This window comes from Streptomyces sp. ME19-01-6 (assembly GCF_033793745.1).
Taxonomy (GTDB): Bacteria; Actinomycetota; Actinomycetes; order Streptomycetales; family Streptomycetaceae; genus Streptomyces.
The window spans coordinates 118,514-139,415 of sequence record NZ_JARAXF010000013.1; the positions used below are offsets into that span (position 1 = coordinate 118,514).

At 70.4% G+C, this 20,902-nt stretch carries 8 protein-coding genes and 3 pseudogenes; 5 read left to right on the forward strand and 6 right to left on the reverse strand.

Translation table 11 applies throughout. The features are described from left to right. Positions 1-14: 14 nt before the first annotated feature. Positions 15-8,462 carry an SDR family NAD(P)-dependent oxidoreductase gene (locus PV419_RS27070; RefSeq protein ID WP_319693389.1) on the reverse strand — a complete coding sequence of 2,816 codons (8,448 nt, stop codon included), beginning with the start codon at positions 8,460-8,462 and terminating at the stop codon, positions 15-17. A gap of 717 nt (positions 8,463-9,179) precedes the next feature. Between PV419_RS27070 and PV419_RS27075 the strand changes: the two genes are divergently transcribed. Next, the gene (locus tag PV419_RS27075; RefSeq protein ID WP_319693390.1) at positions 9,180-9,941 is read left to right on the forward strand and encodes a 3-hydroxyacyl-CoA dehydrogenase; all 762 of its coding nucleotides are present in this window, start codon (positions 9,180-9,182) and stop codon (positions 9,939-9,941) included. A gap of 100 nt (positions 9,942-10,041) precedes the next feature. Here the strand turns inward: PV419_RS27075 and PV419_RS27080 are convergent, their stop codons facing one another. Further along, positions 10,042-11,094, reverse strand: a complete 1,053-nt coding sequence (locus PV419_RS27080) for a ketoacyl-ACP synthase III family protein (RefSeq protein ID WP_319693392.1) — start codon at positions 11,092-11,094, stop codon at positions 10,042-10,044. 118 nt (positions 11,095-11,212) lie between these two features. Continuing rightward, positions 11,213-12,625 (reverse strand): DHA2 family efflux MFS transporter permease subunit, encoded by a 1,413-nt coding sequence (locus PV419_RS27085; protein ID WP_319693394.1) that lies wholly within the window; start codon positions 12,623-12,625, stop codon positions 11,213-11,215. 1,740 nt (positions 12,626-14,365) lie between these two features. Between PV419_RS27085 and PV419_RS53390 the strand changes: the two are divergent. Then, positions 14,366-14,548, forward strand: a pseudogene (locus PV419_RS53390) (acyltransferase domain-containing protein); the annotation flags it as partial. Positions 14,549-14,713: 165 nt separating this feature from the next. Here PV419_RS53390 and PV419_RS27095 read toward each other — a convergent pair. Both PV419_RS27095 and PV419_RS27100 read right to left on the reverse strand, forming a co-directional pair. Further along, positions 14,714-15,154: an Rrf2 family transcriptional regulator gene (locus PV419_RS27095; protein ID WP_319693396.1), complete on the reverse strand. Its 441-nt coding sequence runs from the start codon at positions 15,152-15,154 to the stop codon at positions 14,714-14,716. 107 nt (positions 15,155-15,261) lie between these two features. Beyond that, positions 15,262-15,633, reverse strand: coding sequence for a hypothetical protein (locus PV419_RS27100; RefSeq protein WP_319693398.1), 372 nt, complete (start codon positions 15,631-15,633; stop codon positions 15,262-15,264). 152 nt (positions 15,634-15,785) lie between these two features. Between PV419_RS27100 and PV419_RS27105 the strand changes: the two are divergent. Together PV419_RS27105 and PV419_RS27110 are read left to right on the forward strand one after the other, a co-directional pair. Then, positions 15,786-15,887 (forward strand): annotated as a pseudogene (locus PV419_RS27105) (carbohydrate ABC transporter permease); the annotation flags it as partial. Next, a pseudogene (locus PV419_RS27110) lies at positions 15,887-16,518 on the forward strand (beta-mannosidase); the annotation flags it as partial. The pseudogenes PV419_RS27105 and PV419_RS27110, both read left to right, overlap by 1 nt. Before the next feature lie 325 nt (positions 16,519-16,843). Here PV419_RS27110 and PV419_RS27115 read toward each other — a convergent pair. After that, positions 16,844-18,829, reverse strand: a complete 1,986-nt coding sequence (locus PV419_RS27115; protein WP_319693400.1) for a family 20 glycosylhydrolase — start codon at positions 18,827-18,829, stop codon at positions 16,844-16,846. 97 nt (positions 18,830-18,926) lie between these two features. On the opposite strand from PV419_RS27115, the gene PV419_RS27120 reads away from it, so the two are divergent. Next, positions 18,927-20,870 (forward strand): alpha-L-fucosidase, encoded by a 1,944-nt coding sequence (locus PV419_RS27120; protein ID WP_319693402.1) that lies wholly within the window; start codon positions 18,927-18,929, stop codon positions 20,868-20,870. Positions 20,871-20,902 lie beyond the last annotated feature (32 nt).

The following is a 20,902-nucleotide window of genomic DNA, read 5'->3' on the forward strand; positions in this document are numbered from 1 at the left end:
CTCGTCCCGCCTCCTCAGTTCCCGCCGGTCAACGCGTCCAGTTCCTCATCGCTCATGCTTTCGACGAGAGCGATGCTGTCGAGGATCTTCTGCTCCGCGTTGAGCGTCCCGCTCGTGTCGGAGGGTATGTAGCGCTCCAATGTGGCGGCGAGCTCGGCAAGCCGCGGAGCAGCGAAAACAGCGTGGGCGGGCAACTCCACCCCGGTCCGCGCCTTCAGTGTGTTCATCAAGCGCGTCGCCAGCAGCGAATTGCCCCCCAGGGTGAGGAAATCGCTCCTCGCGTCGAGCTGGTCGGCATCGATCCCCAACAGCTCCGACCAGGCGGCGACCAGGAACCGCTCGGTGTCGCTCAGCCCCCCGGGATCGTGGGGATGGCCGCTACCGGTGGTGACCTCGCTGTCCGCGGGTGCTTCGCCCGCTGCCGCGTTCGCGGCCACCGGCTTGCGGCCGACCCAGTACCGCCCCGACTCGAACGCGGTGGCCGGCAACGCCACCAGCCGGCGCGGCCCGCGATGCAATCCGGCCCACGGCACCTCGACTCCGCGGACCCACAGCTCGGCCAGGTGCTCCAGCTCGCCGTCCGCAACCAGCCCGGCCAGCAACGCCTCGCCCCGGGACCCGGTCAGCACGCTGCCCAGCGGGCCCGCGCCGTCGTCGGCGTTGCCCGTGACGACCGGCGTGTCCGGGAGGGGACCGTCCGTGGTGTCGGAGCGGTCGTCCAGGTACCGGGCCAGCGCCTGGGTGAGCTCTTCCACCGAGCCCGCCACCACGGCGAGGCGCTCGGCCAGGGCCTCGCGGCCCAGCTGCGTGGTGTACGCGACATCGGCCAGGCCCACCGTGTCCGCGTGCTCCACCAGGTACGTGTGCAGTCGCCGCGCCGCGGTCCGCAGCTGCCCGTCGGTCCGGCCGGACACCGCCACCAGCTGCGGCCCGGGGTCGAAAGCGCCTTCCGCGCCGGCCCGGGTCCTCGGGGGTGCCTCGATGACCAGGCTGACGTGGCTGCCGCCCGCCGCCACCGAGTTGATCAACGCGCGACGAGGCGCCGCGGCGTCGGCTTCGCCACGGGGCTCCCAGTCCGACAACGTCTCGCACAGACGCAGTGCGGTCCCCTCCAGGTCCAGATTCGGGTTCGGGGCACCCGCCGCCACGAGGGGGGCGAGTTGCCGGTGGCGCAGTTGCAGGACGACCTTGGTCAGCTGGGCGATGCCCGAGGCCGCCTCCGGGTGACCGAGGTTGGACTTCACCGTCCCCACTGCCACCGGCTCGCTCACCCCCGCGAACACCTCCCGCAGCGCACGTACCTCCACCTCATCCGCCAGCGCCGTGCCGTTGGCCGCCGACTCGACATACCCGATGGACTGCGCGCCGACCCCGGCCCGCTCCAACGCCCGCCGCATCACCGTCACCTGCGCCCGGGGACTGGGCATCATGAACCCGTTCGACCGCCCCCCGTGCACCGACGCGGTCCCCCTGATCACCGCATGGATCTCATCGCCGTCGCGCACCGCCGCCTCCAGCGGCTTGAGGAGCACCGCACCCACCGCCTCGGCCGGCAGATATCCATCGCCGTCGCGGAAGCTACGGCTTCCCCGATCGCTGCCCAGCAGCTGCATCTCCGCCAGCGCCAGGTACTTGTCGGGATGGAGCGTCAGGTTGATGCCACCGGCCACGGCCAGCTCGGTCTCACCCCGCTGCAGGTCCGCACACGCCAGATGGATCGCCATGGCCGAGGACGCACACATGGCATCCACGGCCATGCTGGGCCCCTCCAGACCGAAGAAGTGCGAAACCCGATTGGCGATCATGTTGTACGAGGTCGCCGACGTCACCGCGGCCAGCACCCGATCGGACTCCTCGGCCCGATACAGCTGATACGCCGCGCCGACATACACACCCACCCGCCGCCGATAGCGCCGCTCGATGACCTCCTGCGTCACACCACCCCGCTCCAGCAGGTGCCATACCGTCTCCAGGAACAACCGCTGCTGCGGATCCATCGCCGCCGCCTCCCGCGGCGAGATCCCGAAATGCAACGGATCGAACCGATCCACTCCCTCCAGAAACCCACCCCACACACCAGGCCGGGCCCCCTCCACGTCCGGCACCGCCGCCAGATCCCACCGGTCGGCCGGCACCCGCGTCACGCAATCCGCGCCCTCCCGCAGCCGGGCCCACAGCGCCTCAGCGTCCTCCGCCTGCGGATAGCGTCCACTGATGCTGACGATCGCGACATCCTGACCACGACCACCGCCGCCGCTGTGCGGCGAACCCGCGGCCGCCTCACGCTCCCGCACCACCGCACCCCCCGCAGCCACCACCGGAGCCTCCGCGACCGGCGCGTCAGGAGCCGGCCACTCCGGCACGGGCACGGGCACGGGCACGCCGAGCAGCGCCCGCAACGCCTCCCCGTGGTCCTCGACGAAGTACCGAGCCAACTCACGGACCGTCTCCACCTCGAACAACAGCGTCCGCGACAACGAACCGAACGACTCCTCCAGCCGCGCGATCACATCCAGCGCGATCACCGAGTCCATCCCGTACCGCTCCAGCGGAGCGTCGGGAGACAGCCGTTCGGCCACGAGCCCCAACGCCGACGCCACCAGCCGCCGCAGATGGCCCACCGCCCGGTCCTCGAGGAGCCGGTCCGCGCCGCCGCCCGGAGCGGACCCGCCGCGGTCGGCGGTGGCATCGTCGACCGCGCCGCCGGCGGACTCGGCCCCCCGCTGTTCACCGCCGCCCAGCACCGTCGGCAGCCGGTCGCGTTCGCCCACGACGACCAGCAGTCTGCCGTCCGCCAGGCCGTTGTCCTCCGGGGCCATGGCGCACCGCAGCGCCGTCAGCCCACGGGCTGCCTCCAGCGGTGCCAGGCCCGCACGGCGCAGGTTCTCCCGGACGGCGTCGCCTCCCATGCCGCCCTCTTCCCACAACGGCCAGTCGATCGAGACGGTCCTGCCGTGGCACACCCCGGCGTCGACCAGACGGTTGCGGTACGCGGCGTACCCGGCCATGAACGCGTTGCCCGCGGCGTAGTCGGCCTGCCCGGCGTTGCCGAAGGCCCCGGCGATCGACGCGAAGGACAGGAACACCTCGAGCGGCTGGTCCCGGCTCAGCTCGTCCAGGTGGACCAGCCCGGTGACCTTCGGCGCCAGCACGCGCGCCGACTCCTCGGGGCTCTTGCGGAGGATGTAGGCGTCGTCGATGACCCCGGCGCTGTGCACGATCCCCGTCAACGGCCCATGGTTGTCGGCCACATGGGCCAGCAGCCGGCCGACCGCGTCCCGGTCGGTCACATCGGCGCGCTGGTAGTCGGCCGTCAGCCCCGCCGTCCGCAGGGCGTTCAGTGCGCCCCGCTGCTCCTCGCTCAGCGGCGAGCGGCCGGTGAGGACGACGGTGGCGTGGCCGGCCGAGGCGGCGATCTCGTGCGCCACGATCCGGCCGAGGCCACCGGCGCCCCCGGTGATCAGGTAGACGCCGCCCTCCCGCCACGGCACGGCCGCGGGGCGCGGATGCGCGACCTCCTCCCACCGCACCACGTGGCGGCGGCCGTCACGGTGGCGCACCTCCGGCTCCGGGCCGGACGACGCCGCCTCGGCCAGCAGACGGGCGGCCACGGTGGCCGGTGCCGCTCCGTCGAGGCACTCGACGTACTGGGTGTGCAGCAGCGGATTCTCCAGATGGGCCGTCTTCAGCAGCCCCGCCAGCCCGCCGAAGCAGGCCAGGCGCTCCCGCTCGGCGTCCGAGTCGGCGGCGCCGACCAGGGCGACCTGGAGCAGCGCCGGGCGCCGCACACCGCCCGCCAGCAGACCGCGGGCCATCGTGAACACCCGCTGCACAACCTCGGCGTACTGCCGGTCCAGCGGGCCGTCGCCGGGATCCACGAACTGGCAGGCGGTGGACACGGGCAGCCCGGCCCGCAGCGCCTCGCTCTCCCCTGCCGCCAGGCTTCCGACCACCACCACGTGGTGCTCGGCGAACGCCTCTCCCGTGGCCTTTGGGCCAGGCCCGGCTTCCCGGACGGACCATACGGGGCGCAGCAGCATCATCTCCGCGCCCTCGACCGCCCCCTCCGGCCGGGGCGCGTCCGTATCCGCGGGGGCGAGGGGGCGGGATGTCGCCTCGGCGGGCCCCAGGTCGTACCAGCAGCGGTCACGTGCGAAGGGGTAGCCGGGCAGGCTGATGCGCCGGGCGGGCGGGGCCGTGGGGTACAGCGTCTCCCACCGGACCAAGGCTCCGTCGACCCACTGGCGCAGCAGCGCCTCGTATGCGCCGCGGTCGGTCCAGTCCGCCATGGCCGCGCCCAGCGCGTCATCGGCCGGGGCACCGAGGCGGACCGTGCCGCGCATCCAGGCGCCCGGCCCCGCCGGATGAGCGAGGAACGACTCCAGCCGGGCCCGGGCGTCCGCCGGCGAGGTCGCGGCGAAGGCCAGCCGCTCGTCCAGCGCCATGCGGCCCACCTGCAGGGTCCAGGCGACGTCGGGCAGCGCGTCCTCGTCGAGTTCGGCCAGCCGAGCGTGCATCCGCCGGGCCTGCTCGACGAGTTGTTCCTCGCTCTGGGCGGAGAGCACCAGCAGCGCGGGGCGGCCGTCGGTGGCGGGCGTCGCCGGGCGCGGGGCGGTCGGCTCGTACTCGGCGATGATGACGTGTGCGTTGGAGCCGCCCGCGCCGAAGCCGGACACGCCCGCGATCCGCGGGACCGTCCGGCGCTCCCCGTCGATCTCCACCGTGGGCCGGTGCCAGGGCTCCAGCCGCTGCTGTACCCGCAGTGGTGTGCTCGCGAAGTCGATGCGCGGGTTGAGCGTGGCGGAGTGCAGGCTCGGCACCAACTCCCCGTGCCGCATCTGCAGCAGCACCTTGGTGACGCCCGCGATGCCGGCCGCGCCCTCGCAGTGGCCGATGTTCGACTTGACCGAGCCGATCGCGCAGTGCTCCGGCAGCGCCCCGTGGGCGTCGAACGCCTTGGTCAGGCCGACGATTTCGATCGGGTCGCCGAGGGACGTCCCGGTGCCGTGCGCCTCCAGGTAGCTGATGGCGCGCGGGTCGACACCCGCGGCGGTCAGCGCCTCGGCGACGGCCTCGCCCTGCGCGGTCGGGGAGGGCACCGAGTAGCCCGAGGTCCGGCCGCCGTGGTTGAGCGCGGTTCCCTTGATCACACCGTAGATGTGGTCGCCGTCGGCGACAGCCCGCTCCAGGGGCTTGAGGACGATCGCGCCGACGCCCTCGCCGGGTACGTAGCCGTCGCCGCCCTCGCCGAAGCTGCGGCAGCGGCCGTCGCTGGAGAGGAACCGGCGCTGGCTGAGCAGCAGGAACTTGTTGGGGTGCGAGTGGATGTTCACGCCCCCGGCGAGTGCCGTCTCGCACTGGCCGCTCTTGATGGCCTCGCAGGCCAGATGGATAGCGGTCAGCGAGGACGAGCACATGGTGTCCACGGCGATACTCGGCCCGCTGAAGTTGTAGACGTACGACACCCGGTTGGCGACCGAGGACGCGCTGCCCGACAGTGCGACGGCCTGCCCGCGCTCCTGCGCCTGCGCGCCGTAGAGCTGGTACTCCTGGTACATCAGACCGACGAAGACGCCGACCCTTCCGGGTGGCGCGACGGCCGCGGCGTCCGGCTCGACGGCGGCCCGGGCCAGCAGTTCCCCGGTGTATCCGGCGTCCTCGAGAGCATGGTGGGCGCACTGGAGGAACAGCCGCTCCTGGGGGTCGAGGAGTTCGGCCTCGTGCAGGGATATCTGGAAGAACAGCGGGTCGAACCGGTCGATCTCGTCCAGGAAGCCACCCCACCGGCCCGAGGAGGAACCGCCGACGTCGGCGTACCGGCGGTGGTCCCAGCGCTCGGGTGGCACCTCGTGGACGCAGTCGCGGCCGGAGCGGAGATTGCCCCAGAACGCGTCCAGGTCGGGCGACTTCGGGTAACGGCCGCTGAGGCCGACGATGGCGATGTCGGTCACGGCTCGTGCGGCGGCGCGGTCCGGGTACGCCCGGTCCCGGGCGGTGGGGGTCGCGGTCGCCGACGCCTGGTCGGCGGGCTCGGGGGCGTTGGCCAGGGCGCGGGTGGTCAGCCCGGTCAGCTCCGCGCACCTGTGGCCGTCTTCGTCGAGCACGGTGATGTCCAGCTCCTCCGACGCGGCCGCGCTCCTTGGCCGATGCCGGATCCAGGCGTACGCCCGTGCCGGGGTGGCGGCGAACGCCTCCACGTGCCGCAGCGCGAACGGCAGAGCGGCCCGGGCCTGCGCCTGCCCGTCGGGGTCCGCGGCGGCTGTCCGTAAGCCGGCGACGGCCTGCAGGGCGCCGTCGGTGATGCTCGGGTGCAGCCGCAGGCCGTCGCCGGGGCCGAACGCCTCGGGCAGGCGCAGTTCGGCCAGCACCTGGGGGCGGCCCGCCGCGTCGCTGCCCAGGTCCAGGCGCACCAGGGACCGCTGGGCGGGGCCGTAGTCCATGCCCACCCGGGCGTACAGGTCGTACAGCTCGGCGGCGGGCAGCGACCGCTCGGCGCAGGCGGCGCGCAGCGCGTCCAGGGACGGCAGTGCGCGGTCCGCGGTGTCCGGCGGGCTCGCCCGGCCCTTGCCGCACAGAATGAGCTCGCCGTCTCCGGCCACACGGTGAATCGTGTACTCCCAGCGGGGCCCGGGCAGGGTGCGCACGTTCACCTGGAGCTCCAGCCCGTCGGGGCCGCAGGTGGCGGGGCGCAGCCACACGGTGTCGTCCAGCCGCACGGGGCCGGTGAGGGCGTCGCCGGCGGTGTGCTCGACTGCCGCGCGCGCCATCTCCAGCTGCGCGACCGCGGGAAGGACACGGGCGCCACGCACCCGGTGGTCCCGCAGGAACGGCTCGCCGCCGTCGAAGCGGGTGCGGTACGCCACGCCGTCGCCGTCCGGCACGGCACGGTGCAGCATCGGATGCGGGCGCGGCTCCCCCTGCCGGTCACGGGCGGCGGTGGCGTCCGGAGCCGAGGCGGGGCCACCGTTCGCATCCGGGGCCGGCCCGCCCGGGGCGGCGAGGAGCCGCGCGAGTGCTCGTACGGTCCGGTGCTCCGCGAAGACGGCGGAGGTGAGTGCCAGCCCGAAGCGGTCGTTCAGCCGGGCGGCGAGCTGGGCGAGGCCGGTCACGTCGAATCCGAACTCCGCGAACTCGTGGTCCGGGTCGACCTCGTCGGCGTCCACGGCCAGCAGTGCGGAGACCTCCTCGACCACCGCGCCGCGGGTGGCGGCCTCGGCGTCGTTCCCCGCCGTGGACACGGCCGGCGCGCCGTGCTGCTCGACGACGCACTCCTCCAGCCGGGCCGCCAGTGCGGCGATCGACCGGTACTCGAAGGCGAGGGTGGGCGAGAGCGTCAGGGACAGCCGGTCCTCCAGGTGCGGCACCAAGGACACCAGGTCCGCCGAGGCCAGGCCCAACTCGTAGAAGCCCCGGTGGACATCGATCCGCTCCCAGGGCACCTCCAGCCGCGTCGAGACGAGTTCACACAACGTGGTCAACGCGTTCTGCCCGGCCGGGGCCGACACCGGGGCCGACACCGAGGCGGTCGCCACGGGCGCCGTCGCACGGGCGGAGGCCACGGCGGGCGCGGGCTCGGGCACGGGCACGGGCACGGGCACGGGCTCGCGGGCGGGCTCGCCCCCTACGTCGAGCGAGGTGACGGCCCGCACCCGCTTGGCCGTGAGCCGCCCGACCTCGGCGATCTTCGCCCCGGTGGCGTCGTAGAACTCCACGCCGAGCCGGATGAGTTCGTCGTCCCGGTGCACCGAGGCGGCCGGGACCCTGACGAAGCAGCGGCTGCCCAGCGGGGCCGATGCGCGGAACGACTCGAACACCAGCGGCAGGTAGAGCCCCTCGCCCTCGTTGCCCTGATACAGCATGTGGCTGCCGATGCTGCCGCCGAGCAGCCCTGACTCGAACAGCGCCGGGTGGAAGAGGAAGGTGTCCGCGGTGGCCTGGTACGCCGGGGGAAGTTCGAGCTCGACGACCCAGTCCTCGGAACGGTGGTGCACCACGCCGTCCATCTTCATCAGGCCCGAGTGGACGAGCTCGTTCTGCCGCAGCCACCTGTAGAGATCAGCGAGTCGGGTGGTCCGGTGCCCTCCGGTGATCGGCAGCGCCAGCCGGTCCGGGAAGGCGGACGGAGTGCACCGGTGTGCGCTCACCACCGCGTGCACGACATCCGCGGCACCCCGCTCGCTCCGGCTGCGGACCTCGATCCGCCAGCCTCCCTTCGGCGCGGGACGCCCCTCGACGACCGTCAGGACCTTCTCCCCGGGCGTGGCGACGAGCGGGGCCAGGATGGTGAGGTTCCGCAGTTCGACACCCGGCATCGGATGACCTTGGCGGGCGAGGACCTGCAGCACCAGATCCACATAACCGACACCGGGCAGAAGGTTGCGCCCGTGGACGACGTGACCGCGCAACAAAGGGTTTTCAGTGGTTACGGTAAAAGCCTCACGAAACGCCGACGCGTCCGCCATCGGTACCCATCCCCGTAAGTCGATATCGATTCCAAAAAGCCGTAGACCAGCAGCAATCCGGACCCATGACCAACTTCGGATGGCTTCGGAGCCGCGCGAAATCCTATGGATGCATGATGTCGTGATTCAGTGCGCACGGAATCGGAATGCGAATCCATCAACCCCTGGAGGGCGCCGAGGACCAAGACGCCAGAAAAACCGAAGGATGAACGTATTACCCGAAATGCGCCATGATTCCCCGGGAACACACAAAGGGCATCACGGCACCCTTGCGTGAGAAGCGAGAGACAGTCCGCCAAAAGGTATCAAAAATCACCAATTCCCCCATGTTTCCGCTGCACAGCGGACTTGTGGTCCTCCCACCACGCGTCACCCCGTCGAGGAGATGCACACTATCCGTGTTTCACCCCTTGGCCGTCGACAACGCTACCCACTGCCACCAGTCAGAGCAATGAACACAGGGTGATGATCCACTCGCGCCGATGAACGCAGCGTGATATTCAGTGGTTACTGCCCTAACCCCCGCCAGAGAGCTCGTGGAGCATCGGGCTAAACGCCCGAAGGTTGCCCACGACTTTCACACTTTGCGGCTTCCTGGCAGAGCATCACTTTTGGCCCGGGTCGCGGAGCCGACGTACTACGCTGCCGAAGTGCCGACGAAAACAATGATGGCGGCTGCTTAACTTTTTGCCACAGACGCAGAAATAGGAGCAACAGGTGCGGATCGAAGGAAACGTCGCGCTGGTCACCGGCGGAACGTCCGGCCTCGGCCTGGCCACCGTACGGAAACTGCATGCCCAGGGCGCGTCCGTGGTCGTCATCGGCCGGCCTTCCGGACCGGGCAGGCAGATCGCGAAGGAACTGGGCGAGCGCGCCGTGTTCTCCCCCGGCGATGTGACCGACGAGGACGATGTCGCCGCCGCGGTCGAGCGTGCCACGAGCCTCGGCACCCTGCGGATGGCGGTGAACTGCGCCGGGGTCGGCAGCGCCGCCAAGACCGTCGGCAGGAACGGCCCGTGCCCCCTGGACACCTTCAGTGACGTCGTCCGCGTCAATCTGATCGGAAGCTTCAACGTCATCCGCCTTGCCGCGGCGCAGATGTGCCGGAACGCGGAGGAGGGTGAGGAGCGCGGAGTCATCATCAACACCGCCTCGACGGCCGCGTTCGACGGTCAGATCGGCCAGGCCGCCTACGCCGCTTCCAAGGGCGGCATCGTGGGCATGACCCTGCCGATCGCCCGCGATCTCGCCCAGTCGAAGATCCGTGTGGTGACGATCGCGCCGGGGCTGTTCAGCACCCCCATGTTCGACATTCTCCCCGAGGCCGCGGTGGCGGCGCTCGGCCGGCAGGTGCCGCATCCGGCCCGGCTCGGTGCCCCGTCGGAGTTCGCCTCGCTCGTCACGCACATCGTGGAGAACCCGATGCTCAACGGCGAGACGATCCGGCTGGACGGTGCCCTCAGGATGGCGCCGAGGTGACCGGGGCGGCAGGGCATGGGCAGCTCTCACCACATCCAGGCCCCAGCGCAGTGGCCGCGCACACCCGGGGCCGGGTGCGCACGGCCCGGCGGCGTATCCGTCAGGTGCTCTCCTGCGGCCACTCCGGCTCTGCCACGATTTCCAGGACGGCGCAGCCGAAGGTGTACCCGTGGCCCACGCTGGACAGCACGACCTTGTCGCCCGGTGTGACGGCCCTGGTCTCCAGCAGGTGGTTGAGTCCGGCGAACTGGTCGCCCGCTCCCAGGTGGCCGAGGCGACGACCGAACTCCCAGTTGGTCTGCTCGACGTCGATACCGGCGATCTTCTTGACCTCATCCCAGTCGATCACCGCCCGCCCGGCGTGCGGGTAGACGAAGCGGGCGACGTCCTTGATGCCGACGCCCGCATCGCCCATCGCCATCTCCATGACCAGTTGTTGTCCGGCGGCGGCCGCCTTGGCCGTGTCCGCCACTTCCACGCCGCTGCTGCTCAGGTATTCCTTGAAGCGCTGCCGCAGGCTGACCGGCCACCCGTTCTCGCCCGCGGCGGCTGCCCACGGACTCGTCCCCCGGTACGCACCCTCGTGCGTCGTGTCGCAGATCACCGCGGTGGACAGAAGCTTGGCCACACCAGAGCCGCGGGTCAGCACCAGCGCCGTGGCCCCGTCGCCCCGCGGCGCCCTCTTGTCCGAGCGGTACCGGTCGTACATCGGCAGGTGGTACTTGTCGCTGGTGGTGATGAGCGCGGCGCTGGACGGCCCGCCCGCCGCCACATAGGCCGCCACGAGGTCGAGCGCGCCGATGCCTCCGTTGGACGCCTGCTGCAAGTTGATGGCCGGGGCCCGGCCGCCGACGGTACGGGACTGGATGTACGCGGCGGGCGCCCAGTGATCCAAGCCCTGGAATCCAAAACTGGTGACGTGTGCGACGAGCATGAAGTCGTCCTGAGCGGCCCTGCCGCGGCTCAGGGCGCGCCGTGCCGCCTCCACGGCCAGGTCGGCGTGGCTGACGTCATCCACGACGCTGACGCTCACCAGGTCGTCGACCTTGCACTCATCGGCGTCGTAACGTCCCTCGGCCACGGCCTGCCACACGTCCTCACTCCGACCCAGCCGGGCCCCTGAGGCATCGATGTAGACGTCGTTCCATCTCATGTTCGCGTTTCCCTTCTTGTGCTCGGCCGAAAGACCGGAGCCGTCCGTGTTCAGAACGCCCGGACCGGGCCGGTTGCCGCCCGCCATCCGCGGTCAACTCCCCCGGCCCGCTGCTCCGTTACGTGACCGGAGTGGGCTGCTCGTGGGGCCGTTGCGCACGCCGCTCGGCGACGATGAGGAGCAGCGTCGGGGCCGTCGCGCCAAGGCCGACGACGATGACCCACCAGAACGCCGTGCCGAACCCGGCCGCTGCCGCGGCCGGCGTCGTCGCGCGGTCGAGTTCGTTCTGCAGCACCACCGCGAAGAGGGCGGTGCTGAGCGAGCCGGCGATCCGCTGCAGCACGTTGAGCTGGACAGTGGCGTCGCTGATGGCCGTGGCCGGAACGGCCTGGTAGGCCGCGGTCGTGATGGGCACGATGGTGGCACCGACGCCGAAGCCCCGCACCACCATTGCGGCGCCCAGCTGCCAGTAGGACGTGTGCGCGCCGATGAGCGCGAACGGGACCGTGGCCACCACGCTCACCAACCCTCCGAGCAGCGCGGCCCGTCCGCTGCCGAGAGCCGCGACGAGCCGCGACCCGAGCCCGACGGCGATCGCCACGCCGACGCTCTGCGGGATGAGCAGCAGCCCGGTGGCCACCGCGTCCTCGTGGCGCACGGTCTGGAGGTACAGCGGCATGAGGATGACCGAGCCGAAGAGGGTCGCGCCCAGGCAGAAGTTGGCGAGGGCGGCCGCCGAGTAGTGGGGCCTGCGCAGCAGTCGCAGATCCAGCAACGGCGTACGGGCCAGCAAGGCATGGCCGATGAAGCCCCCCAGGAGCACCACGCCGGCCAGGGTCCAGGGCAGTACGGACGGGGAGGTGACGCTGCCCTCCTCGCCGAGCTTGGTCAGACCGTAGGTGAGCCCGACGCAGCCGAGCGCGAGCAGCGCGAGGCCGGGTACGTCGAGGCGGTCGGCCCCCTCGGCCTCGTCCGGGGGCAGCAGCCGAACCGCGAGGACGACGATGAGGGCGCCGATGGGCACGTTGACCAGGAAGATCCAGCGCCAGCCGGCGTGTTCGAGCAGCAGCCCGCCCACGGTCGGGCCGAGGATGGGGGCGAGGACAGTAGGCACACCGGTGACACTCATGACCTTCGCCATCCGCTCCGGCCCCGCGGCCCGTACGGCGATCATCTGCGCCACGGGCGCGGCCACCGCCGCGGCGGCGCCCTGCACGGCCCGGAAGGCGATCAGTTGTCCCATCGAGGTGGCCATCCCACAGGCCAGCGAGCCCAGTACGAAGGCGGCGACGGACGTCGCGTACGTGCGCCGCGGCCCGAATCGGGACGCGGCCCACCCGGACAGGGGTAACACAGCGGCGAGCGCCAGCAGGTACGCGGTGATGGTCCACTGGCCGGTCGTCAGCGACGCGTCGAAGTTGTCGGAGAGCGAATGCAGGGCCACGGTGACAATGCTGGAGTCGAGAAACGCGAGGAACGACCCGAGCGTCGTCACCAGGAGCACCCGGCGCAGATGTGGAGGGAAAGACATGCAGATCCGGCCTCCGGACAGATGAGACGGCGCGTACCTTGAGCAGAAGGTGATCGGGACCGTACGGAGACGCGCTCAGGTACATCAAGCAACAGGGGAACCGGGCCCTCTACGAAATGTCCTGGCCCGCAGCGCGTACCCATCATTACCGGCAACGGCGAACCGTCATCCCGGCACCGCTGCAAAGCTTTGGTCAAACACAATCGCGGAGCATTGGATACGCCCAGTATGCACCGATCATCGCCTGTCTGACGGGGATATCGCGCCCTGCTTCAGGGCTCCTGCCAACCGGCAGGATCTCCCGGTTCCATTGATCTCGCCCTCGCTTCTGGGTAGGGTCCGTCAACAGCCAGGCAGACAGTCCCGGCAAGGTCCACCCCGGTGCTCCTGACCACGTCACCCGCAGACAGTGGACCCATGATTGCGACACTCGCAGGCATCGCCGCTTCAGGGGAGGCACCGAGAGAGTTCTGAGTGTTCTTCTGCCGGTTTTGGCGGCATCTTGGGCGCGAGGCAAGGGCTTGGTCAGGTCACTGACAAGTACCGGACACGGGGGAAGATCGGACTCGACTCATGCCGCATGCACACCATGTGCTATTCGTAATGCCCGTTCATCCCATATTCCGCGACCCTTGGAGATAGAGGAACGCTGCTGGTCCGAACAGTTACGGGTCTCCGAGGAGACCATCAGGCAACGCTTGTTGTTTCATCCTGCTGGACAGTTTGTCGTCGAGCCGAGGGAGCCATCTGGGGAGTTGTCTACTCGCAGCGCATCGACACCTCCGACGACCTCCTTTCGTCAAGTTTTGACACGGCCGACCGGCTGCACCGGCCCAATGGCCCCAAAGCGAGGCCCCGGAGACGGCGGTGGGAGTGACCCGCTGCCGGGACTTCGAGCGACACCCTGGTTTCGAACTCCCCGAATACATTCACGCGACCAATGCGCAGGGCCACTGTCTCGACACCGTTTTACGCATGCATCAACTGCACGGAGGGCAGGTTCGATGCCTCGTCCCGGGATATCGGCCCGGTGATCTCGTCAATGACGGGCACGGTGTCCTTGTCGCGTACGATCTCCCGGGACGTTCGGAGCGAGTCCGGCAGCTTGCGCAAGATGCCGTCACCGCCATATCGGACATCCCCGCAGCCGACCGACTGACCGACGACATGCTCGAGATCTTCGACAAGATACTCGGCGCGGACGCCTGGGCGGGAATTGACCGACCATTGGACAGCCCGCTCTTCGAGCTGGGCTTCGACTCCGCGAACCTCCTGGAATGACAGGCGGAAATCCAGATCCGGTACGGAGTCCCCGTCGAACAACTCTTCTTCTGAGCACAACACGGGCGCGCGGATCATCGCATACCTCGACGGCCTGAGAAGCAAGGGTTCCCATTCCCCGGCCGCCGCGCCCTCCGCTGCCGGCGAGGGGCGGGACGGGGTGCGGGGGAACGACGACTCCCGCGATATCGCCATCATCGGTATGGCCTGCCGGCTGCCGGGCGGCATCGAGGACCCCGCCGGCTTGTGGCGGCGTGGTACGAGTCGATCTCCTGGCTGATGAGCCGGGGCCACCGCGACTTCCACGAGATCGGCCCGGGCAACGTCCTGACCAAGCTCACCGCCAGGATCCGCCAAGAGCCCCTCCCGATCCAGCGGAAACCGCCCGCCCCGCACCGGACACGACAGCGGCCCGAGATCGTCTTCATGTACGGAGGACAGGGCACCCAGTACCACCGGATGGGGCGGTACTTCGACGACATCCTGGAGACCCACGCGGCGCTCTACAGAATCGGTTGGAGCCTCACCGAGGCGCTGCGCGACGAAAGCTTCCACCCCGACGCGGTGCTCGGGCACGGCCTGGGCGAGTACATCGCCGCCACCGTGGCCGGAGCGATGTCCTTCGAGGACGGCCTGGACCTCGTCATGAAACAGGCCCACATGCTGCAACTGCGCTGCCGCACAGGCGGAATGCTCAGCATCCTCGCCGAACCCGGCCTCTACCTGCGGCGACGGGACCTGTTCGACGGACTGTCACTGGCGGGTCCCGGGTGGAGCAGCTCGCCTGATGCCGGCGACCACGACCGGTCAGCCCGGGGCGGCGCCCAGCGTCAACAGCACCGGCCCCGTTGGCGGAGCCACCAGATCGGCCACGGTCACGTGGTCCAGCGAGGCATAGAACGCCTCCTGCGCCTCACGCAACGCCCGCCGCAACCGACAGGCACTCGCCAACGGACAGGGAGCCTCCCCCTCGCACACCACAGCCTCCCGGTCCCCCTCCAGCACCCGGATCAGCTCACCCACCCGCGCGCTTCGGCCCGCATCCGCCAGCGTCAGTCCGCCGTTGCGCCCGCGCCGCGCCTCGATGACCCCCAGGTGCTGCAGATGCGCGATCGTCTTCGCCATATGCGTATAGGGAACGTTCATGGAGTCGGCGATCCGCCTCGTGGTCAGCAGCTCCTCGCCGTCCACGACGGCCAGGCGCATCACTGCCCGAAGCGCGAGATCCGAGTATCTGGTCAGCCTCACGCCCACACTCTAGCAATGTTGCATTTCCTATGCGCATTTTCCGCCGCCCTCGGCCGGCAAACGGCGGACCCCGGCGCGGACGGACGCGCCGGGGTCGAGGGACAGGCTCAGGACGTGGGTGTCAGTACGAGCTTCGCCTTGTGGCCGGTGACCGACTTGACCGCGATCTTCAGGTTATTGAGCCTGACGGTGCCGCCCGGGCTGGTGCTGCCGCTCAGGCGGGCACCGCCCGTCGTAGTGGCCGACATCTTCACCGACCGGGAACTGACATGCGTGATCCGCACCTTCCCGAACCCGAAACGGTGACTGTTGACCTTGATGCTCGCGGGCTCCGACACGGTGATCTTGCACCGCCCGTCGTAACAGGGCCCGTGGCCGGCGGCATACGCCTCCGGCGCCGTCAGGCCGAACCCCAGTGTGCCCGCCAACGTCAGCGTCACACCGACCGCCCCGCCCCTCCAATGCTTTCCGGTGCTCACCAGTTGAACCTCCTGTCCTCGAAAGCGGCTCTTCCGCACGGAATTTCTAACCCGCCGACCCCGGGACCCCTCCCGCCAAGACCCCCGACCAGCCGGAAGCATCGGAGCCGGCTCGATGACCAAATAGCGGTGGCCGACAAAGGCTTGACCGGGCGGTGCCCGCTGCGTTCGCACTCGCCCGGTCGACCGGGCAGCTGGCCTCGGCGATGGAGAAGATCTTCTCACTGGGCTTCCTGATCCCGACGTTCGCGGCACGGTCTACCTCTCGTTCTGCTCCGGTGAGCACCCCGGCACCCGCGGCCCGTGGTTCGACGACCTGGACGGGCTGTTCGGCGTCGAACCGCAGCTCTCCTACGGTGTCCCCGAGCCCATCGAGGACGCTGTCCTGGACATGACGTTCACCGACGACTTCGGCGGGCTGACGACGGGAGACACCCTGCGCTTCCCCGTCGCGGGCAACGACGACAGCCGGGCGTATCTGCCGGTCCTCCCCCGTGATGCCCGTGTGGTCGCGGTCGACGCACACGGCCGGCCGGCGCTCCTGATGCGCGACACGGGACGCGGCCGCACCGTCCTGGCCACCTATCCCCTGGAGCACATGGCCGCCCGCACCGCCCGGGTCGATCCCGAGGACACCCACCGCCTGTACGCGGCGCTCGCCGACGCCGCCGGAGTCCGGCGCCTGGCGGTCGACAGCCCGCACGTCGGGGCGGACCTCCTCGTCCACGAGGACGGGCGCCGCTTCGTATGGCTGGTCAGCCAGAGCCCGAGGAGCTTGACGTCCGCCCCGCCGCCGACGGCACGCTGAACGATCTCGCGTCCGGCGCACCGACACCGGACGTGACGCTCGACCCGTACGGGGTGCGCGTCCTGGAGCTGAAGTGACCGATCACCTCTACCGCGACCCGCGCGGCGGCTGCCGGGAGGGCCCTCGTGGCCCCGCGCACGCGAGCTGCGCGGATCCGGGCCCTCCTCACCCGGCGCAGGGGGCGAGGCTGGTGATCGCGCGCCCGAGCTGATCACCTTCTTGGCCGGAAACGGTCGCAGTCCCGGTCCTGGGCGGCTGGTCGGCGGCTACTTCGGGGGCGTGCGAGGTGCGCGGCTCCGAGGAGTTCGGCGTTCTCGGCGAGCCGACCGAGGGTGACGGCCGGCGCGCGGTAGGCGCCGGCGGGCATATGCCTGCGCCGCACCCGGCCACGGCGCCCGCCGCCTATCCCGCCACCGGGCGCAGCGCGGTCGGCGCCTGGGTGTCCGGGGGCATTTGTACGGCCGGGCCGCCGGCGTTCTCTGCGAGGCCGAGCTGGGAGATGGCGTTGACCAGGGTCACCGATCCGCCCCTGGCGGTCAGCTGCCAGCGCTGTGTTCGGGTGTTGTCCGAACAGGCCTGCTGGGTGATGGTGGCGCCCGCCTCCAGTGGTGCTCCGAGGTAACGCCTGCCGCTGACCATGTCCAGGCAGTTGCCGGTGGCGGCGCCGGCGCGGACCGCGCGGATCCGGTAGTAGCCGTCGGGGGTCGCCGAGAGCGTCCAGGTCGCGTCGGGGTCGGCCGCCAGCTTGGCCGGCGCTCCTTCCGTGGTACCCGCCGTGGTCAGCCGCTTGGTCGAGTCGGGGAGGGTGAGCGCGTAGGTGCCGTCCTTCAGGGGGAGGCGTGTCACGTTGTCCCAGCCGGGGGCGTGGCCGAGCCGGTCGGCGAGTTCGGCGAAACCGGTGTAGGTCGCGGCGGGTTTGGGACTGCCCCAGGTGGTCTGGGAGATGAAGCGCAGCGGCATGAACGCGTCGATCTCGACCTCGTTTTCGGTCTGCTCGGACGCGAAGTCGGGCCACATGGTGATCTTGGCGCCGGTAACCTGGGGCTGGGGGCCGGTCAGAGTCTCTCCCTCGAAACGCAGGGGTGTCCAGTTACCGTCGTACAGGGCTTGGGTTCTCATTTTTGAGCCGCCGCGGATCAGGTAGAGGGAGTAGGCGGAGTTCATGACCCGATGGCCCTGCGCGAGGAGTGTGGAGGGTGGCTGTTCTGCCTCAGGGGTCCAGTGCTCGACGTCGATGTTCTCGGCGAGAGAGATGGTGTTCTCGCCGGTCAGTCCGTCGTTCCAGATCCGCAGGGTCCTGCCGTCGGCTCGCACGTGGGCGTTCACGCGGTTGACGAAGTCGATGAACGCGTCCTGGGGCGTTGCCGACGCCCCGTATTTGGCCTTCGCGTAGGCGGCTATCTGCGGGTGGGCGGCGTAGTCGGAGCCAAGCATGTACTCGTCGGCGCCCATGTGCCAGTAGGGGGTGTCCCAGACCGTGAGGGCCTCGTCGAGGAGCCCGGTGTAGAAGCTGTAGGCCTCGGGCCGGGTGATGTCCAGCCGCGAGGGCGACTTGGTGCCGGAGGAGTCGGTGAGTTGCAGTTCGGGGTGGTTCTGCAGGTAGGGGTCGATGTGTCCTGGGGAGTTGATCTCGGGTATGAGGGTGATGTGGTACTTCTTCGCCATGGCCGAGAGCTGTCGTATCTCGTCCTTGGTGTAGTAGCCCCAGAACTTGGTCTTCGGGTAGTCGTCGCTGGCGACTTTCGCCTCGATCCACAGTTGGTTCAGCTTGAGGTAGGACATCTCCCTCATCAGCCGCTCGAACCAGGGCATCGAGATGTGGATGTAGCAGGCGCACACTCCCACGCCGCGTTCGGGGTATCGGGGGACGTCGACGGTCCGGCCGCGCGGCAGTACGGTCTGGCGGTGGAGCATCTGCAGCACGGTGCGGGTGCCGAGGAACAGTCCGGCGTCGGTCGCTCCGGTGATCCGCACGGTGTCGGAGACGAGAAGTTCGTACCCCTCCGCGCCGAGGTCTCCGGCGCCCGCGTCGAGGCGCAGGACCAGATCGCCGGCGCGGGGCTCTCCCCCGGTGACCACGGGCAGTCGCAGTCCGGTCGCGTCGGCCAGGTCGTCGGCGAAGGTGGCCGCGTCGGCCTGTGCCCGTTTCGCCGTGGGCGACACGATACGGGAGCCCTGGTGCAGCTGGAGGGTGCCGGATCCGGCGGTCCACCCGGTCAGGGCCGGCATCACCTCTGGTGTGGCCGGGGCGCGGACGGCGGCGGACGCGGGGGTGAGCGCCGAGGCCGGAAGGGCCGGCGGCACGAACAGGGCCAGGGCGGCCAGGAGGCAGGCGGCCCAGCGGGGGCATCCGTGCGCGGCGCGCAGTCGTTGGATCACTGTGTCCATCGGCATGAGGGTTGTTACCCACTTCCCAGCGGCGAACACGCTTACTAGTCTCGTCCGCCGTGACCGGTGTCAAGGCATCGAGAGGCGAACACATCCGATGAATCTGTTCCCGTGCTCGAGAAATGGCGCCCTGCGCCGCGCCCTGATCGCCGCCGCGATCACGGCACTGACCGGGGCGGCGACCCTGCCGCCCGCCACCGCCGCGGCCGAATCGGCGAGCGGCGTCACGGGATGTCAGGAACCCGTGACGCCGGCGCCGCTCATGGCCGTGGAGGAGTGCGACAGCCTGGAGCGGATCGTCGAGAAGGCCGCGAACATCGTGCCGCGCCCGTCCCAAGTGGCCTGGCAGCAGCGCGGCATCGTGGGCTTCACCCACTTCGGGATGAACACCTTCACCGACCGCGAGTGGGGCTCGGGCATGGAGAAGGAGTCACGCTTCAACCCGCGGGACGTCGACGTGACACAGTGGATGCGCGCGTACCGGGCGATGGGCGCCAAGCAGGTCATCTTCACCGCCAAGCACCACGACGGCTTCGTGCTCTACCCCACCCGCTACAGCAACCATTCCGTGATCGCCAGCCCTTGGTGGGTCAGCACCGCGGGCTGCGAGCAGGCCGAAGAGGCCGCCGCGGCCCGGGCCGCGGCCGAGCAGCAGCGCGACAGCGACCCCACCGCGTACTGGCGGGTGCGGAAGGCGGGCTGCGAGAGGCAGGGCGGGGACATCCTCGGCGCTTACGTCCGCGCGGCCCGTGCGGCAGGGCTGCGAGTGGGGGTCTATCTGTCACCCTCCGACGGGGCCGAACTGCCCCCGGCGTGGCACCGGGACTCCTACATCCCGGCGATCGAGGCCAAGCCGGCCGGCTCGCGCTCGATCGCCGAGAAGGCCACGCTGGAGGACGCCCCCGCGAGCCCGGCCGGCCAGGGCCGGTACGGCAACTCCAGCACGCCCACGGCGCGTACGATCCCGACCCTGGTACCCGGTGACGATCGCGCCCGCGCGGTGGCGCGGGGCACCCTGCCGACGTTCGAGGTCGTCGAGGACGACTACAACACCTACTACCTCAACCAGCTCTACGAACTGTTCACCCAGTACGGGCCGATCGACGAGCTGTGGCTGGACGGCGCCAACCCATGGGCCGGTTCGGGGATCAGCGAGAAGTACGACTTCACCACCTGGTTCGCGATGATCAAGGCGCTGTCACCGGACACCGCGGTCTTCGCCGGGCCGCAGGGCACCCGGTGGGTGGGCAACGAGGCGGGTGTGGCGCGGACCAGCGAGTGGAGCGTCGTGCCGGCGACAGGCGACCCGGACACGGCACACAACGAGGGGCTGATCCCCGGTGGCGCGTGGGCCGAGGACATCGGTTCCCGGGCGGTGCTCGACCGGCCCGATGTGCGCTATCTGCAGTGGTTCCCGGCCGAGGCGGACTCCTCGATCAGGCCCGGCTGGTTCTACCATCCGGGCGAGCGGCCTCAGTCGGCGGCCGAACTGGTCGACAAGTACCGGCGATCCGTCGGGCGCAACGCCGTGATGCTGCTGAACGCGCCGCCCGGCACGGACGGGCGGATCGCCGACGCCGATCTCGCCTCGCTCACCTCCTTCGGCACGGCCATCCGCGACACCTACCGCACCAACCTGCTCGCGCCCGGAGCGGACGCGACGAGCGCCGCGCTGGCCGACGAGGACCTGTCCACCGGCTGGTCCCCGGCCGGCCAGGCCACCACGGGCAATGTGGTCCTGAACCTGTCCAAGGCCCAGAGCTTCGACCAGATCCTGCTCGGCGAGAACATCACCCGGGGCCAGCGGGTCGAGGAGTTCGCGGTGGACACCTGGGACGGCGCCGGCTGGGTGCAGGCGGCGGGCGGGACGACCATCGGCTACAGCCGGATCCTGAAGCTGAACGCGCCGGTACGCACCGACCGGGTCCGGATCCGGGTCCTGGCCGCACGCGCCGCACCACAACTGGCGACAGTGGGCCTGTACCGCACGGTCACACCCTCCACCCAGCCCAGCGGTATCGGGCCAAACGCCCGCCAGTAGCCGGTCCGCGGCGAGCACGCCGAGCCCCGGGC

What these genes read in the sequence shown, in the direction of transcription:
- PV419_RS27070 (WP_319693389.1), bottom strand. Translation starts at nt 8,462, where the DNA reads ATGGCGGACGCGTCGGCGTTTCGTGAGGCTTTTACCGTAACCACTGAA.
- PV419_RS27080 (WP_319693392.1), bottom strand. Translation starts at nt 11,094, where the DNA reads ATGAGATGGAACGACGTCTACATCGATGCCTCAGGGGCCCGGCTGGGT.
- PV419_RS27085 (WP_319693394.1), bottom strand. Translation starts at nt 12,625, where the DNA reads ATGTCTTTCCCTCCACATCTGCGCCGGGTGCTCCTGGTGACGACGCTC.
- PV419_RS27115 (WP_319693400.1), bottom strand. Translation starts at nt 18,829, where the DNA reads ATGGACACAGTGATCCAACGACTGCGCGCCGCGCACGGATGCCCCCGC.
- PV419_RS27120 (WP_319693402.1), top strand. Translation starts at nt 18,927, where the DNA reads ATGAATCTGTTCCCGTGCTCGAGAAATGGCGCCCTGCGCCGCGCCCTG.